This window comes from Sinomonas sp. ASV322 (assembly GCF_030908245.1).
In the GTDB taxonomy this organism is placed as follows: Bacteria; Actinomycetota; Actinomycetes; order Actinomycetales; family Micrococcaceae; genus Sinomonas.
The window spans coordinates 85,662-101,029 of sequence record NZ_JAVFJJ010000011.1 but is presented as its reverse complement, the minus strand read 5'-3'; the positions used below and the strand labels follow the sequence as shown (position 1 = coordinate 101,029).

Below are 15,368 nucleotides of genomic sequence, written 5' to 3'. Positions count from 1 at the left end.
ACTTTCACATGACTCTAGATATTCTGTGAACATATGAGATATCTTGAGCACGTGATGTTAAGCAAGCACGCTGTCGTGGACAGTATCGTGACGACCGGTGCCGTGTTGATTGTTCGGCTCGAGAGCGCCGAGGAAGCCCTCGCCGTCTCGCGAGCCGCTGTCGAGGGAGGCATCCGGGCCCTCGAGATCACACTCTCGGTTCCCGACGCCCTCGGAGTGATCCGCACGCTCGCGCACGAGTACGAGGGGCAGGGGATCGCGGTGGGCGCCGGCACAGTGCTCGACGAGGCGGCAGCCTTCGCCTGCATCCAGGCCGGGGCTCGGTTGCTCGTGAGCCCCAACGTGACCGTCGGCATGATCCGGGCGGCCCATCGATACGGTGCCGTGGCCATCCCCGGCGCCTACACGCCGACCGAAGTAGTCGCGGCGCTTGAGGAAGGCGCCGACTTCGTCAAGGTGTTCCCTACTGAGAGCCTCGGCCCGAGCCATCTCAAGGCCATCAAGGCTCCGCTTCCCCAGGCCGAGCTCCTTCCGGCAGGCGGTGCCACGCCTGAAAACGTCGGGGAGTGGTTCGCGGCCGGGGCAAGTGCCGTGGGCGTTGGCAGCAGCATCACCAAGGCGGCGCGGGCCGACGGCGACTACAGCCGGGTCACGCGGGCGGCCAAGGACATGCTCTCCGCCATCGCCGCCGCTCGGGCCTGAACCCGCTAGGACTCGAACCCCGCTCGTTCCCGCGAGCCACCGCCCCGCATCCCTTCCCACACCGTTCCCCATCCCGTTCCGCACCCCCACCGTAGGGCACCACGCCCCGACCGGCTGCACAAAGGAGTGAAGCAATGGCATCGTCGACCCCAGACCTCACGAACACAAGCGCCACTGAACAGCCTTCCGAGACCCGCAGGGTCCTGAGGATCCGCTGGGCGTTCGTGGTGCTGCTCGTTATCGGCGGCGTCGTCAACTATCTGGACCGGAGCAACCTGAGCATCGCCAACACGACGATTGCCAAGGAATTCGGCCTCAACCCGGTCCAAATGGGCCTCCTGCTCTCGGCCTTCTCGTGGCCTTACGCAATCGCCAACCTCCCCGCGGGCTACCTTGTGGACAAGCTTGGCCCGAAGAAGATGTTCGCGTGGGCGGCCGGGCTGTGGTCGCTCGTCTCGGCGGTCTCGGCCGCGGCGAACTCGTTTGGCTTCCTCTACGCGGCCCGTGTGGCGCTCGGCATCGCCGAGTCTCCGTTCTTCACGGCAAGCCTCAAGGTGACGGACCGCTGGTTCAACAAGACCGAGCGCGCGCTTCCCGTCTCGATCGTGAACACCGGCTCGCAGATCGCGAACGCGATCGCGCCGCCGCTCCTCACGTACCTCCTCATCACGATGAGCTGGCGCGGCATGTTCGTGTTCATCGCGGCGCTCGGCGTCGTCATTGTCCTCGTGTGGCTCCGCATGTACCGGGACCCATCGATCCGCGAGCAGATCCTGATCAAGGGGGGCGAGGCGGAGGCCGAAGAGGCCGGCAAGAAGACCGTCAAGCAGACCGGCTGGGGCGAGCTCTTCCGCCACCGCAACACGTACTTCATGATCCTCGGCGCATTCGGCATCTTCTACACCGTGTGGGTCTACCTCACGTGGCTCCCGAGCTACCTCCAGACGTCCCGCGGCCTGAGCCTCACCCAGAGCGGCTGGCTCGCCTCGCTTCCGTTCCTGTGCGGCGTGCTCGGCGTGCTCTTCGGAGGCTGGCTCTCGGGCCGTCTCGTCCGCCGGGGTGTCGGCACGGTGCTGGCCCGCAAAGTGCCGATCGTCGGAGGCGCCATCCTCGCGGCCGCCGCGGTCCTGCCGGTCGCCTACGTGGACAGCACGGCAGTCGCCGTCGTCCTCCTCTCGCTCGGCTACTTCGCGGCGCAGGTGCCCATCGGATGCCTCTGGACCCTCGCGGCGGACATCGCGAAGCCGAACCAGGTGGCCTCGCTCGGCGCGATTCAGAACTTCGGCGGTTTCCTCGGCGCGGCCGTCGCGCCGATCGTCACGGGCGCCATCCTCGCCGCGACGGGCGGCAACTACACACTCGTGTTCCTGATCGGCGGCGCGCTCCTGCTCGTCGGCGCGTTCTCCTACGGTGTGTTCGTCAAGGACCGTTCCCGAGCCGAGGCGTGATGCCGAGCATCTACTTCGTCATCGGGCCGGCGGGATCCGGGAAATCGACCGTTGCGAAGCTCGTCGCCACAGAGCGCGGCGCCGTCTACCTCGACAAGGACAGCCTCGCGACGTACTTTACGGAGGCGCTCCTGACCCAGTCGGGCAGTGATCCGCACGAGCGGGACAACAGCGAGTTCTACCAGCGCACCGTCATGGACCTCGAGTACGCGACGCTGTTGCGGGTCGCGGGGGACAACCTGCGGCTCGGGCTCTCCGTGGTGCTGGACGCCCCGTTCGTGCGCTACTTCTCCCGCGAGGACTACATCGAGGAGGCGGCGCGCACGCACGGCTGGCCCGAGACCGAGGCCGTCGTCGTGCACGTGAGCGCGGGCAGCAGCACGGTCCGGGAGCGGGTGAGCGCACGGTCCCTCGAGCGGGACGCGTGGAAGCTCGGCCATTGGGACGAGTTCTGGGCCAAAGCACAGGCCGCGGAGTGCGAGTGGCGCGGAGCGCGGCACGTGCTCTTCGACAATAGCGGCGACGGCGTTTCGGCGGAGGCCCTGACCCGGCATCTATGATCGTCGGGTTACGAGGGGAGAGCGCGTGAGCAGTCCGATGATCCCGGAACAGCGTCAGAAGGAGCTTCTGAGGCTGCTCCGAACCGCGGGTGTGCTCAGCATCCGGGACCTCACGGAGCTCATGAAGGTCTCCCATATGACGATCCGCCGCGACATCTCGAACCTCGAGGAGGGTGGACAGGTCGTCGCCGTCCAGGGGGGCGTCCGCCTTGCCGAGCATCCCGGCGTCGAGCCTCCGGCCGAACGCTCGTCGCGCGCCCAGCTCGAGCTGCCCCGCAAGCGGGCCATCGCCGAGCGCGCGGCGACGCTCGTCGAGGACGGCATGGTCGTCTTCCTCGATGCCGGCACCACGTGCGAGTCCGTCGTGCCGTTCCTCGCGGCGCGGCGGAACGTCACGGTCGTGACGAACGACTACGGCACCGTCGCTGCGCTCTTCGACTACCCGGAGATCGAGACGATCCACACCGGCGGGGCGGTCGACGTCGAAAGCCGCTCAAGCAGCGGCCCCCTCGCGGCGGCGACCCTCGCGTCGGTCAACCTGGACCTGTGCTTCCTCAGCACCGGCACGTGGGACGTCCCGCACGGCGTCACGACGCCGTCAACTGAGAAAGTGGTTCTCAAGCGGGCGGCGATGGCCTCGGCGTCGACGAGTGTCCTGCTCGCGGACAGCACGAAGTTCGGCACGTTCGAGCGCTTCAACGTCGTCCCCCTCGCGAAACTCGACGCGGTGGTCACGGATTCCGATCTCAGCGAAACGACGCGACGGGCCCTGCGCGACCTCGGGGTTGACCTCGACATCGCCGAGCTCTGACCTCGTCGGCCTAAGCGCGGGTGCAGAACACCACAATTCGCGCGTCAGGAGGCACGGTTGAGGCGCGAGAGGCGCACGAGCTGTGTCTCTACGACCCATCCGGCCCCGCGGCGGCCGAGACGGGCCAACTCATTCGCCGTCGACCGCGTCTACCGAGACGATGGCGAGGAAGCCGCGTCCCGCCACGGTGGGCGCCGGGTCGTCGCCGACCACGGCGTCGTACCGCGCGAGGGGAGTACCGGCGTCGCCCGCATCGGCGGACGCGACGGCATCGCCCTGGAGGAGGACCGCGAGCTGACCGCGCCCTACCGGGAAGGGGCGCTTCTTCGACAGCTCGAGGATCGTGACGTGACCCGTGAACGCGCCTCGGCGGGTGATGAGCCCGAGGTCGCGGATCGAGCCGGTGGGGAGCACCGCGCTCGCGGGGGCGCCGCCGTCGAACCTGAAGGGCCGGTAGCGCTCGAGCCCGTGCTCGCCGCCGTCCACGGTCAGGACCAAGAGCTCACCGTCGATCACCGTGAGCACGCGGTCCATGCCCGGGAACTCGGAGAACGCGCCGGCCCTCTCGACGTCCGCGACGCTCAGCCGCCAGCCCCAGGCTTCGCCGTCGGATTCCGGACCCCGCGCAATCTCGACGGTGGTTCCGCCGCCGTTGCGCCACGGGGTGCGCGGGAGGCCGTCGAAGCGAATGATGTGCGTGGGCATGGGAGTCCTTCCGGTCGTCCTCCAAGGCTACGGCGTCCCGGAGGGTCCGCCGGTTACGCCTCGTCGCCTCCGGGCACCTTCTGCGCGCCCGCCCGGGGCACGAAGGCGAGTGCTGCGACGGCCGCAAGCGCCGCTACTGCGAAGACGTAGAACCCCCACGGGTAGGCCGCTTTGGCGGCCACGAGCGCACCGGTCACGGCCGGGCCGAGGATTGCTCCGACGCGGCCCACACCGGCCGAGAAGCCCAGGGCGGTCCCCGCGAGATGCCGCGGGAAGAGCTGGCTGACCCACGCGTACACGAGGACCTGCGAGCTGAACACGAACACGCCCGTCACGAACACCGCGGCGTCGAGAAGGAGCTCGTTCTGCATCCGGATGCTCAGGAACGCGAGGAAGACGGCCGAAAGTCCGAACCACAGCAGCACGACGCGCTTGGCCCCGTGCCGGTCCGCGAGCCGTCCCGCCAGGATCAGCCCCGCAACCGCCCCGACGTTGAGCACGAACAGGAGCGTGAGCGAGGAGCCCATCGAGTATCCCGCGCCGGACATGAGCGTCGGGAGCCACGTGTTGAGACCGTACACGAGCAGGAGTCCCATGAACGATGCGACGGCGATGCCCACGGCCGCGAGCGGGTATGGCTTGCGCAGGAGCGCGCGGAACCCGAGGCTTTTCCCGCCCGAAGAGGCGGACGACGGCGCGTGGGCACCTGACGAGGCGGACGACGCCGGGAGGGCGCCGCCGTCGTTCGCCGTGCCCTCCGCGGCGGGGACGGAAGCGCGTGCCCGAACGGACTCGGGCAGCTTGAACCACAGGAAGGGCACGAGGGCGAGGCCCGCGAGGCCGCCGACGATGAACATCGCCCGCCAGTTGGGGACGAGCGCGAGCGCGAGGAGCGAGGTCGCGACGGCGCCGACGTGGTACCCGGTCATGGTGCGCGTGGTGGCGCGGGCGCGGGATCCGGCGGGTGAGAGATCGTTCATGTAGGCGAGCGCGACGGGCAGGCATGCCCCGAGGCCGAGCCCGGCGAGCAGCCGGAACGCGCTGAACACGGCCACGTTGGGCGCGATGACGACCGCGAGCGTGAAGATCGAGAACCAGGCGACGCACGCGACGAGCAGCCGTCGGCGGCCGAACTTGTCCGAGAGCGGCGCGATGAACAGGGCGCCGAGGCCCACGCCCACGAGCGAGATCGTGGCGGCGAACGTCGCCCCCACTGGGTCGAAGCCGAGTTCTTTGGTCTTGAGCAGGGTGGGGATGATGGCGCCGAGGACCACGAGGTCGAAGCCGTCGAGGACCATGGCGAGCCAGCAGAGCCAGACGGGCCCGGGGTTGGCGCGGGTGGGTGAGGAGCCGCGGGCGGGTGAGGACGAGTTGTGCGAGGGTGAGTGGGTGCGGGCGAGGGAGGGGGACGACGCTGTCACGGGAAACCTTCGGGAAGTGGAACTGGTGTGAGATGTGTATCACTTCGGCCAATCTGGCCGGAATCACTCTTTCCGTTGAATGGAATAATGAACAGTAGCCACTATCGGAATCAGCAGGGGAGGCGCCGTGGCCAACTCAAGCTCAGGAGACTCGGTCATTGACCGCGTGGTCCGCGTCCTCGAGGCCTTCCCGGAAGGCGTGAGCGCGCTGCCGCTCACCGAACTCGCGGACCGTGCAGGCCTGCCGCTCACGAGCGCCCACCGGATCGTCAGCCAGCTCGCACTGCACCGCCTGCTCGAGCAGGCGCCCGGCGGCAAGATCCAGCTCGGCCTGCGGCTCTGGGAGCTCGTGAACCGCAACTCGCCCATCCTCGTCCTGCGCCAGGCGGCGCTGCCGTTCATGGACGACATCCATCAGGTTCTCAACCAGAACGTCAACCTGGCCGTGCTGCAGGGCGACGACGTCCTGTTCGTCGAGCGGCTCTCCCGCCGCGGGTCGGTGGCGAACCGCGCCAAGGTCGCGGGCCGCATGCCTGTGCACATTTCCTCCGCGGGCGTTGCGCTCATGGCGGGCCAGCCGCGCCACGCGCAGAACGAGTACCTCTCGCGGTTCTACGATCCTTCCGGGCGGACGACGGTGGACCACGTGCGTCAGCTTCTCGCGACCGCCGCCGAGCGGGGCTTCGCCGAGCTCGCCGGCGTCGTCGATCCCGATACGTGGGGCATCGCCGTGCCTGTCGAAGACCGCCAGGGGCTCGCGGTTGCGGCGATCGGCGTCGTCGTCCCGATAGCGGAGGTGCGCATCCACCAGATCGTCCCCGCTCTCAAGACCGCGGCGCGCGGAATCGGGAGGCAGCTCGCCGCGCCCACGGGCTGATCAAAGAATTCCGTTCAACGGAACCTGGCTAACGCCGCCGGAGTGATCCGTCGCACACTCGAAGCAGTCGTCCGGTGCGGGCCCAAAGGTGGGCCGGCCCCGCAGCTGAAAGCGAGTCTGAAATGAGCGAACGCAAGATCCACAAGACCCAGGTGGCCATCATGGGCGCCGGTCCCGCCGGGCTCATGCTGTCCCACCTCCTGTTCCGGGCCGGGATCGAGAACACGGTCGTGGAGATCCGCAGCCGCGAGGCGATTTCCCAGACCATCCGCGCCGGCATCCTCGAGGCCGGATCGGTGGACCTGCTCGTCGACGCGGGGGTCGACAACGTCCTCCGGAACGGCCACGAGCACGAGGGCACGGAGTTCCGCGTCAACGGCGAGGGGCACCGCATCGACTTCAAGGCGCTTACCGGTCAGTCCGTGTGGCTCTACCCGCAGAACGACGTGTTCGACGATCTCGCCGCCCGGCGCGACGCCGACTGGGGCGACGTGCGCTATTCATGCTCGAACACGCGCATCGACGACCTCACGGGCAATCCCAAGGTGTTCTTCACCGACGACGCCGGCCAGGAGTGGGAGCTCCAGGCGGACATCCTCGTGGGCGCCGACGGCTCGCGCTCGCAGTGCCGCGCCGCGGTGCCCGAGGCGGAGCGCACGTGGTACTTCAACGAGTACCCGTTCGCGTGGTTCGGAATCCTCGCCGAGGCGCCGCGCAGCGCTCCCGAGCTCATCTACGCGAACTCGGCCCACGGCTTCGCGCTCATCAGCCAGCGCACCGATACCGTGCAGCGCATGTACTTCCAGTGCGATCCGACGACGAACCCCGCTGGCTGGACCGACGAGCAGATCTGGGAGCAGCTGCGCCTCCGCGTCAACGGCAACGGCTTCGAGCTCAAGGAGGGGCCGGTCATCGACAAGGTCGTGCTGCCGTTCCGCTCGTTCGTCCACACCCCCATGCGCCACGGGAACTTGTTCCTCGCCGGCGACGCCGCCCACACCGTCCCGCCCACGGGCGCGAAGGGCCTCAACCTCGCACTCCACGACGTGAAGCTCCTGTTCGAATCGCTCGATTCGTACTTCTCAACCGGTTCCTCGGCCCTCCTGGACACCTACTCCGACCGCGCGCTCAACCGCGTGTGGAAGGCGCAGTACTTCTCGTACTGGATGACGACGCTCCTGCACACCGTCCCGAGCGAGGCCAACCACGCCTTCTTCCGCGCGCGCCAGCTCGGGGAGCTGCGCTCGCTGCTCGAGTCGGAGCACGGCCGCGCGTACATCGCCAAGTGCTACACGGGGTGGCAGGGGAAGTAGCCGGCCACGTCCGCCCGGGGTGCGCCGGGTGAAAGGATGCCCCTATGACCGACACGACGAGCCCGATCCCCGCGTTCTACCTCGACAAGGCCGACCCAGCATCGTGGAAAGCCCTCAACATGCTTGCGGCCGCCGTGCGCGAGGCGGCGGAGGCGGCGGGAGTGCCGCGGGACGTCATCGAACTCGCCAACGTGCGCATCTCCCAGCTCAATGGCTGCGCCTACTGCCTCAATCTCCATGTTCGACTCGCCGAGGAGGCCGGGGTCGAGGCGGTCAAGCTGCGCGTGCTGCCCGCGTGGCGCGAGACCGCGATGATCTTCACCGAGTTCGAGGAAGCCGCGCTCGCCATCGCCGAGGCCGTCACCTTGCTGCCGGATGAGGACGAGCGCGTGGCCGCCCTCGAGTCAGCCCGGTTCGCGGTGGGGGACACGACGTATTCGGTCCTGTGCTGGGCGGCGGCCACGATGAACGTCTTCAATCGCGTCTCGATCGTGAGCCGCCACCGCGTCAGGGCTTAGCTCACGGGGCGGCCGCGAGCCGGCGGATGAGCTCCTCCCGCTCGGGGAACCGTGCGGAGAGGCGGTCGACGTCGTCGTCCGTGGGGAGTCTCGGGTCCGACGGCCGCCAGCCCGGCCCGAGGCTGCAGCTCACGAGCGCGAACCCCGCTCCCGGCTCAAGCTCCGCGCCGAACCATGTGGAATGCGGCGCGGCGGCGTGCAGGGTCTGGCCCCGTTCCGGGTCGGGCCCCACGGCGACGGTCAGCGGGCCCGAGTCTGGGAAGCTGTGAAGGACTATCGGTCCGCCGACGTGGAAGAACCAGAGCTCGTCCTGGGCGAGCTGGTGGAGGAGCAGATGCTGCCCCTCCTCAAGCAGGTACCAATTCGACGAGTACAGCGGGTGGGGGCCGCTGAAGCGCGAAGGCAGCGCCGCGCCGTCGACCGTTTCGTCCGAGCCCATCGCGGCGCCGAACCAGCCGCCGACGGACGACGGCGCGAGCCCCAGCCGCTCGATCCAGCCTCGTGCTGGACTGCGCGGTGCGGGGCTACTTCGTGCCGCGCTACTCATCGACCGGATTCGCGAGGCTGAAGCACACGGTGATGCCGATGATCTCGCCGGTGTCGAGCGAGCGGAGGAGCCCCTTCTGCGTCACGATGTCCACGTTGACCATGCCGCCCGATTTCGTGGGCACGGCGATCGTCTCGTGGAAGTTCAGGAGGGGCTTGCCGCTCGCCATGACCTGCTGGTCGTGCTCGACATGGGCCGCGCGCGAGTCCCGGTGGCCGATGAGCTGGTCCTTGGTCATCCCCACGAGGTCGGCGAAGTTCTCGTTGACCCAAAGGAACACCGAGTCGCGGTTCTTGACGACCCAATAGACGCCATCCTGCCGGTTGAGGACGTCCGCGACGCTCATGGGCGGCTCGGTCGGCAGGATCACAGGGTCGGGAGTTTCGCTCATCGCGCGCCCGCCGCCTCGGTCGCCGCGACCTCGGCGTGATCCTCGGCGGTCTCGCCGGAGGGCCGCGCGAGGCGGTCCGCGAGGTCCTGCGCGAGCGCCGTCATGGTCATGGTCGGGTTCCACGAGCCGCCCGTGGGCCACAGCCCGCCCCCTGTGACGAACACGTTCTCGGTGCCGCGCAGGCGGTAGCCCGTGTCCACGGGGAACTCTCCGGTTTCGCCGATCGCGAGCGTGGAGCCCTCGTGGACGAGGCCGGGGACGCGCCGCTCGGGGATGGCCGGCCGCCCGGACGACCAGCTGCCGTCGTCCGGGCTTCCGTGCCAGTACTCGACGCGGCCCGCGCCCGCGGGGGAGAAGACCCGCTCCATCATCTGGAACGTCGCCTCGTCCATCGTGTCCCACGTCTCGCGGTCCGTCCCGTTGGCCAGGACCTGGAGCGTCACGTTGCACGTCGGGTCGGGGCCGCCGTCGGGCTTGAGCCAGTTCTCGGGGTTCGCCTCGTCGAGCTCGCCCAGTACGGCGCACACGAACACGAGGTAGTCCTCGGAGCCGCGGAGCTGCGCCGCCGACGCCGTCGCGACGACGTCCGGGGCATAGCGCTCGGCCTTCTGCGCGTTGATGACGGGCTCGCGATCCGAGAGGACTGAGAGCTGGACGTGGTACTGCATGCCCGCCGGGCTCTCGCCCGCGAGGTAGATCGCGGCGACTTCGAGGCTGCCGAGGCCTTCGCCGAAGGGGAAGTCGTCGCGCGGCACCCGCGCGACGACCGACGTGATGAAGTGGGCCGAGAACGTCGAGCCGGCGCCGGGCGTCTCCGGGAATGAGTTGAGGACGAGCGTGGTGGGCGGCAGGGTGCCCATGGCGAGGACGAGCTGGGCGTCCCCGAGGGCGACGACGCCGCGGCTCGTCTCGAGCGCGGTCGCGACGCCGCCTTGGGAGTGGATGCGTTCGACCGTGCACTCGGTGACGATGCTCAGCGGCGAGCCGTCGCCGTTCGCCGCGAGCGCGGCCTGGCGGTCAGCGAGCTCGAGGAGGACGGCCGGGGTGGAGAACTTCGCGAAGTCGATGCCGGAGTCGGCGCCGGCCGCGGCCGCGAGCGGCGCGGGGATCCAGCGCGTGCCGGAATCGATGCGGTGGAAGTCTGCGCCGAGGATCTCCTGCAGGCCCTTCTGGAGGGTGCCGTACACGGGGCGGGTGCGGCCGATGACCTCGAGCGCCGCCCGTGACTCGCCGGCGTCGATGCGGTCGGCCGGGATGACGTTGAGGAGGGCCTCCGCGCTCGCGAAGTTTCGCTGGGCCGCGGCGATCGTCTCGGCGGGCCACGCGCGCATCTCCTGCGGCTCGGGCCGCGGGCACCACGCGCTCCACATGATGCTGCGGCCGCCGTAGAAGGGCACCATGCCGTGCTGCCAGCTGATGTTCCCCGCAGGCTGCTTTGCCGTCTGGGCGGAGAGGGTCCACGGGAACGTCTCGGACAGGCCGCCGAGCGTCTGCCGATAGGGGAGCGGCAGGTTCTGGAAGTGCTGCGGGAGGAAGAACGTCCCGCGCTCGAGGATGAGGATTCGAGCGAGGGGGTTGTGCGAGAGGGTCCGCTCGGCGAACGCGAGCGAACAGAAGCCCGTGCCGATCACGACGAAGTCGAATTGCTGGTCTTCACGCGCCTGCTTCCACGCGCCCTGCGAGAGGAAGAAGACGTGATCCATGACCTTCTGCGGCGTGGGCGACTGTGGTCCCGGTGTCGGGTAGCCGTGGTTGAAGTTGGGTGTGGACGAGACAGCGCTCATGTGAACTCCCGAAGTGAGGTGACACCGGTTGAAGGGCGTTACTTCTCCGGTCGTCCCCAGCCGACAGCCGTCAAAGTATTGACGAGATTAGTCATGTCCAACGGCGCGGGCAAGAGTCCGGGAGTGGTCTTGTGGAACGAAACTTAACGATATATCGTTGATGCATCGAGATACATCGTACCCTTCGATGTATCGCTCATTCAGGAGAGAACACATGCATCCACATCCAGACCACCATGATGAGCGTCGCCACCACGACGGGCACGGCTTCGGGCCCGGCGGTCCCGGGGGATTCGGCCCCGGCGGCTTCGGGCCGGGCTTCGGCCGCGGGTTCGGGCGAGGCTTCGGGCCGGGCCGCGACTTCCCGCCCGGATTCGGTCCTCGCGGCGGACGCCGCGCGAGCCGCGGGGACATCCGCGCGATGATCCTCTCGCTCCTGTCCGAGAGCCCGAACACGGGCTACGGCATCATCCAGGCCGCGAACGAGCGCACGAACGGCATGTGGCGTCCGAGCCCCGGATCCGTCTACCCGACGCTCCAGCAGCTCGTCGACGAAGAGCTCGTCGAGCAGGCAGGGGAAGGCAAGCGCACCGAGTTCGCGCTCACCGAGGCCGGCCGCGAGTACGTCGCGGACCACGCCGAGGAGCTCCAGAGGGCGTGGGACGCCGCGCCGGGGACGAGCGAGGCCTCGGACGCCCTCGTCGAGAGCGCCAAGAAGTTCTTCGGCGTGCTTCACCAGTTCCGGTTCGCCGCGACCGACGAGCAGCGAACCAAGGCGGCCGCCGCGATCGACGAGGCCCGCAAAGCGCTGTACCTCATCCTCGCCGAGTAGCGGGATCATTGCAGAGTAGGCCGTATCCCAAGGAGGCGCATGTCCCACATCACACCCGGGCGACCGCCCGCCGTCGGGCGCGGCGGTGGCGTTTCGGGGGGCGACGTCGCGCTGCAGAAGAAGCTCAACGCCGAGGCGCCCAAGATTCCGCACCTGTTCCGTCGCATCGCGGAGCTCTTCGCGCCGCACCGCGGCGCGCTCGTCGTGACCGTGGTCCTCGTACTCGTGGGGGCCGCTCTCTCCGTCGCCCCGCCGCTGCTCACCCAGAGGACGTTCGACGACGGCCTGTTCCCGCCCGGAGGCCACCCCAACATCGCTCGGCTCGCCGAGCTCGTGGGGCTCATGACCGCCGTGTACATCGTCTCCGCCCTCCTCGGGGTGTGGCAGACGTACCTCACATCGACCGTGGGCAACTCGGTCATGGGCTCGCTGCGCGTCCGGCTGTTCAGCCATCTGCAGTCCATGGAGCTGAGCTTCTTCACGCGCACCAAGACCGGCGTGATCCAGTCCCGCCTCCAGAACGACGTCGGCGGCGTCGCGGGCGTCTTGGCCAATACGGTCTCCGGCGTCGTGGGGAACATCGTGACTGTGATCGCGGCGTTCGTCGCGATGGTCGCGCTCAACGCCCAGCTGACGCTCATCGCCGTCGTCCTCATGCCGTTCCTCGTCATCGCCCAGCGCCGCGTCGGGCAGGTACGCGCGCGCATCGCGACGAAGACGCAGGAGTCCCTCTCCGACATGACGGCGATCACGCAGGAATCGCTCAGCGTGTCCGGAATCCTGCTCTCGAAGAGCTTCAATCGCCAGCCGGACGAGATCGAGAAGTACTCGGCCGAGAACCGCAACCTCGTGAAGCTCCAGGTGCGGCAGGCCATGAGCGGCCAGTACTTCTTCGCGCTCGTGAGCATCTTCCTCTCATCGATTCCGGCGATCGTGTACCTCGTGGCGGGCTGGCTTCTCTCGGGCGGCCTCGTCACCATCACCGCCGGAACGATCGTCGCCTTCACGACCGTCCAGGCCAGGCTGCTCTTCCCGCTCATCGCGATCATGCGCGTGGCCCTCGACCTCCAGACCTCCGGCGCGCTCTTCGCGCGCATCTTCGAATACCTCGACCTGCGACCCGCGATCGCCGATGCCCCGGGCGCCGTGCCCCTCTCCGAGGATTCGCCGCGGCTCGGTGAAATCGAGTTCGACGGCGTGACGTTCCGCTACCCGGATTCGCGCGGCGAGGACCGGGCCACGCTCGAGGACGTCTCCTTCCGCGTCGAGCCCGGGCAGTACGCAGCGTTCGTGGGGCCGAGCGGCGCCGGGAAGACGACCGTCTCCTACCTCATCCCGCGGTTCTACGAGGCGAGCGAAGGGGCCGTGCGGTTCGCCGGGGAGGACGTGCGGGAGCTCGAGCGCGAATCGCTCGTGAGCCACATCGGGATCGTGAGCCAGGAGACGTACCTGTTCCACGCGACGATCGCCGAAAACCTGCGCTACGCGAAGGCCGACGCGACGCAGGACGAGCTCGAGGCCGCCGCCCGCGCCGCGAACATCCACGAGACGATCACGTCCTTCCCCGACGGCTACGAGACGGTCGTGGGGGAGCGGGGCTACCGGCTCTCGGGCGGCGAAAAGCAGCGCATCGCAATCGCGCGCGTGCTGCTCAAGGACCCCGAGGTGCTCGTGCTCGACGAGGCCACGAGCTCGCTCGACACGATCTCGGAGCGCGTCGTGCAGAAGGCACTCGACACCGCCGCCCACGGCCGCACGACCATCGCGATCGCCCACCGGCTCTCGACCGTCGTCGGCGCGGACGTGATCTACGTCGTGGACCACGGGCGCATCGTCGAGCACGGAACTCATGCCGAGCTGCTCGCCGCGGGCGGCGCGTACGCGCGGCTCTACCTCGAACAGGCGGGCGCGAACCCGAACGGGGCGAGTGCCGGCGGTGCGGAGACGGTCGCGCGGGCGGAACGGTAGGGCCGCGGTTGCCGCGGCCGACGACGGCCGCCACCGGTCACGTTGGTGCCGCTTCCCCGCAACTGGGCCGCGGGTCCGCAGCACCGTTGCGGGGACGGGGCACCGGTGCGGGGAAGGCGCACCGTTGCGGGGACGGGGCACCGGTGCGGGGAGAGGCGCTGACGGGAGGTCAGCTCTGGCCCCGCGAGAGCGGAATCATAGTGCCCCGATTGGGGAATGCGAAAACTGGCATGGGATGATGGGCGGGATGACTTCCCCCACGCGAACCCCCAACTCCCCGCTGAACCGTGCCGCCGTGAGCTCGGCCGACGGCGATGCGCGCCCCCAGGTCCTGCCTGCCGCCGAGGGCTGGGAGCAGCAGCGTACGGCCGAGGGCCGGCCGCTGCTCCAGTTCGCGTCCCCCCGCGTCAAGCAGCCGCCGCAGCACCTCGCGGACCTCACGCTCGCGGAGCGCGCCGAGACGCTCAAGGAGCTCGGCCTCCAGCCCTTCCGCGCGAAGCAGCTCAGCACGCACTACTTCCAGCACTGGACCACAGATCCGGAACGTATGAGCGACCTCCCGAAGGCCGGCCGGGAGGAACTTGTCGAGGCAATGTTCCCGCCGCTCCTCACCGAGGTCCGCCGACTCCGCACCGACGACGGCAACACCATCAAGTTCCTGTGGCGGCTCTTCGACGGCGCGCTCGTCGAGTCCGTGCTGATGCGCTACCCGGGCCGCATCACGCTGTGCGTCTCGTCGCAGGCGGGCTGCGGCATGAACTGCCCGTTCTGCGCGACGGGCCAGGCGGGCCTCACGCGCAACATGTCGACCGCGGAGATCGTGGACCAGGTCGTCGCCGCCAACCGCGTCATCGCGGCGGGGGAGTTGGGCGCGACCGAGCACCCCGACGAAAGAGTCACGAACATCGTCTTCATGGGCATGGGGGAACCGCTCGCGAACTACAAGCGGGTCATGGCCGCCGTGCACCGCTTCGTGGACCCCGCGCCCGAGGGGCTTGGCATGTCGGCCCGCAACATCACGGTCTCGACCGTGGGCCTCGTCCCCGCGATCCGCAAGCTCGCCGACGAGGAGCTCCCGGTCACGTTCGCGCTCTCCCTGCACGCCCCGGACGACGAGCTCCGCGACGAGCTCATCCCCGTCAACAACCGCTGGAAGGTCGACGAGGCGATCGACGCCGCGCATGACTACTTCCGCAAGACCGGCCGCCGCGTGAGCATCGAGTACGCGCTCATCAAGGATATGAACGACCACGCCTGGCGCGCGTCCCTCCTCGCGAAGAAGCTCAACCAGCGCGGCCGCGGCTGGGTGCACGTCAACCCGATCCCGCTCAACCCGACGCCGGGTTCCATTTGGACCGCGTCCGAGCCCGAGGTCCAGGACGAGTTTGTCGAGACCCTCCGCGCGGCCGGCATCCCCACGACCCTGCGCGACACGCGCGGCAAGGAGATCGACGGCGCGTGCGGCCAGCTTGCCGCCGCCGAGTAACGGCC

Annotated in this window: 15 protein-coding genes; 10 read left to right on the top strand and 5 right to left on the bottom strand. The window is 69.0% G+C overall.

Annotated features, from left to right (window positions below; translation table 11 throughout):
* The first annotated feature begins 75 nt into the window (after positions 1-75).
* From RBS12_RS14750 to RBS12_RS14735, 4 genes are all read left to right on the top strand, one after another.
* Positions 76-702 (top strand): bifunctional 4-hydroxy-2-oxoglutarate aldolase/2-dehydro-3-deoxy-phosphogluconate aldolase, encoded by a 627-nt coding sequence (locus tag RBS12_RS14750; protein WP_307966885.1) that lies wholly within the window; start codon positions 76-78, stop codon positions 700-702.
* A 134-nt stretch (positions 703-836) separates the two neighbouring features.
* Entirely contained in the window at positions 837-2,150 is a 1,314-nt protein-coding gene (locus RBS12_RS14745; RefSeq protein ID WP_307966884.1) for an MFS transporter, read from the top strand.
* Positions 2,150-2,710: an AAA family ATPase gene (locus RBS12_RS14740; protein WP_307966883.1), complete on the top strand. Its 561-nt coding sequence runs from the start codon at positions 2,150-2,152 to the stop codon at positions 2,708-2,710. The genes RBS12_RS14745 and RBS12_RS14740 overlap by 1 nt, the downstream gene beginning before the upstream one ends.
* Before the next feature lie 25 nt (positions 2,711-2,735).
* Positions 2,736-3,521: a DeoR/GlpR family DNA-binding transcription regulator gene (locus RBS12_RS14735; RefSeq protein WP_307966882.1), complete on the top strand. Its 786-nt coding sequence runs from the start codon at positions 2,736-2,738 to the stop codon at positions 3,519-3,521.
* Between the two features lie 129 nt (positions 3,522-3,650).
* On the opposite strand, the gene RBS12_RS14730 is transcribed toward RBS12_RS14735, so the two are convergent.
* Both RBS12_RS14730 and RBS12_RS14725 read right to left on the bottom strand, forming a co-directional pair.
* Positions 3,651-4,226 (bottom strand): HutD family protein, encoded by a 576-nt coding sequence (locus RBS12_RS14730; RefSeq protein ID WP_307966881.1) that lies wholly within the window; start codon positions 4,224-4,226, stop codon positions 3,651-3,653.
* Between the two features lie 53 nt (positions 4,227-4,279).
* The gene (locus tag RBS12_RS14725) at positions 4,280-5,524 is read right to left on the bottom strand and encodes an aromatic acid/H+ symport family MFS transporter (RefSeq protein ID WP_307966923.1); all 1,245 of its coding nucleotides are present in this window, start codon (positions 5,522-5,524) and stop codon (positions 4,280-4,282) included.
* A gap of 250 nt (positions 5,525-5,774) precedes the next feature.
* Here RBS12_RS14725 and RBS12_RS14720 point away from each other — a divergent pair, with 250 nt between their 5' ends.
* The 3 genes from RBS12_RS14720 (at position 5,775) to RBS12_RS14710 (ending at position 8,355) form a co-directional block, all read left to right on the top strand.
* The gene (locus tag RBS12_RS14720; RefSeq protein WP_307966880.1) at positions 5,775-6,524 is read left to right on the top strand and encodes an IclR family transcriptional regulator; all 750 of its coding nucleotides are present in this window, start codon (positions 5,775-5,777) and stop codon (positions 6,522-6,524) included.
* 122 nt (positions 6,525-6,646) lie between these two features.
* Positions 6,647-7,837 carry a 4-hydroxybenzoate 3-monooxygenase gene (locus tag RBS12_RS14715; RefSeq protein ID WP_307966879.1) on the top strand — a complete coding sequence of 397 codons (1,191 nt, stop codon included), beginning with the start codon at positions 6,647-6,649 and terminating at the stop codon, positions 7,835-7,837.
* 44 nt (positions 7,838-7,881) lie between these two features.
* Positions 7,882-8,355 carry a carboxymuconolactone decarboxylase family protein gene (locus tag RBS12_RS14710; RefSeq protein WP_307966878.1) on the top strand — a complete coding sequence of 158 codons (474 nt, stop codon included), beginning with the start codon at positions 7,882-7,884 and terminating at the stop codon, positions 8,353-8,355.
* Between the two features lies 1 nt (position 8,356).
* Here RBS12_RS14710 and RBS12_RS14705 read toward each other — a convergent pair whose 3' ends face one another.
* The 3 genes from RBS12_RS14705 to RBS12_RS14695 are packed head-to-tail and all read right to left on the bottom strand — an operon-like array spanning position 8,357 to position 11,077.
* Entirely contained in the window at positions 8,357-8,902 is a 546-nt protein-coding gene (locus RBS12_RS14705; protein WP_307966877.1) for a cupin domain-containing protein, read from the bottom strand.
* Positions 8,895-9,293 (bottom strand): PAS domain-containing protein, encoded by a 399-nt coding sequence (locus RBS12_RS14700; RefSeq protein ID WP_307966876.1) that lies wholly within the window; start codon positions 9,291-9,293, stop codon positions 8,895-8,897. Before RBS12_RS14700 ends, RBS12_RS14705 begins: the two co-directional genes overlap by 8 nt.
* Complete coding sequence (locus tag RBS12_RS14695; protein WP_307966875.1) at positions 9,290-11,077, bottom strand: GMC oxidoreductase; 1,788 nt, start codon at positions 11,075-11,077, stop codon at positions 9,290-9,292. The genes RBS12_RS14700 and RBS12_RS14695 overlap by 4 nt, the downstream gene beginning before the upstream one ends.
* A gap of 214 nt (positions 11,078-11,291) precedes the next feature.
* On the opposite strand from RBS12_RS14695, the gene RBS12_RS14690 reads away from it, so the two are divergent.
* From RBS12_RS14690 to rlmN, 3 genes are all read left to right on the top strand, one after another.
* On the top strand, positions 11,292-11,909 hold the full coding sequence (locus tag RBS12_RS14690) for a PadR family transcriptional regulator (protein WP_307966874.1): 618 nt from the start codon (positions 11,292-11,294) through the stop codon (positions 11,907-11,909).
* Between the two features lie 39 nt (positions 11,910-11,948).
* Positions 11,949-13,877, top strand: coding sequence for an ABC transporter ATP-binding protein (locus RBS12_RS14685; RefSeq protein ID WP_307966873.1), 1,929 nt, complete (start codon positions 11,949-11,951; stop codon positions 13,875-13,877).
* Positions 13,878-14,124: 247 nt separating this feature from the next.
* The gene (gene rlmN / locus RBS12_RS14680) at positions 14,125-15,363 is read left to right on the top strand and encodes a 23S rRNA (adenine(2503)-C(2))-methyltransferase RlmN (protein WP_307966872.1); all 1,239 of its coding nucleotides are present in this window, start codon (positions 14,125-14,127) and stop codon (positions 15,361-15,363) included.
* Positions 15,364-15,368: the final 5 nt, after the last annotated feature.

What these genes read in the sequence shown, in the direction of transcription:
- RBS12_RS14745 (WP_307966884.1), top strand. Translation starts at nt 837, where the DNA reads ATGGCATCGTCGACCCCAGACCTCACGAACACAAGCGCCACTGAACAG.
- RBS12_RS14740 (WP_307966883.1), top strand. Translation starts at nt 2,150, where the DNA reads ATGCCGAGCATCTACTTCGTCATCGGGCCGGCGGGATCCGGGAAATCG.
- RBS12_RS14730 (WP_307966881.1), bottom strand. Translation starts at nt 4,226, where the DNA reads ATGCCCACGCACATCATTCGCTTCGACGGCCTCCCGCGCACCCCGTGG.
- RBS12_RS14725 (WP_307966923.1), bottom strand. Translation starts at nt 5,524, where the DNA reads ATGGTCCTCGACGGCTTCGACCTCGTGGTCCTCGGCGCCATCATCCCC.
- RBS12_RS14715 (WP_307966879.1), top strand. Translation starts at nt 6,647, where the DNA reads ATGAGCGAACGCAAGATCCACAAGACCCAGGTGGCCATCATGGGCGCC.
- RBS12_RS14710 (WP_307966878.1), top strand. Translation starts at nt 7,882, where the DNA reads ATGACCGACACGACGAGCCCGATCCCCGCGTTCTACCTCGACAAGGCC.
- RBS12_RS14705 (WP_307966877.1), bottom strand. Translation starts at nt 8,902, where the DNA reads ATGAGTAGCGCGGCACGAAGTAGCCCCGCACCGCGCAGTCCAGCACGA.
- RBS12_RS14700 (WP_307966876.1), bottom strand. Translation starts at nt 9,293, where the DNA reads ATGAGCGAAACTCCCGACCCTGTGATCCTGCCGACCGAGCCGCCCATG.
- RBS12_RS14695 (WP_307966875.1), bottom strand. Translation starts at nt 11,077, where the DNA reads ATGAGCGCTGTCTCGTCCACACCCAACTTCAACCACGGCTACCCGACA.
- RBS12_RS14690 (WP_307966874.1), top strand. Translation starts at nt 11,292, where the DNA reads ATGCATCCACATCCAGACCACCATGATGAGCGTCGCCACCACGACGGG.
- RBS12_RS14685 (WP_307966873.1), top strand. Translation starts at nt 11,949, where the DNA reads ATGTCCCACATCACACCCGGGCGACCGCCCGCCGTCGGGCGCGGCGGT.
- rlmN (WP_307966872.1), top strand. Translation starts at nt 14,125, where the DNA reads ATGACTTCCCCCACGCGAACCCCCAACTCCCCGCTGAACCGTGCCGCC.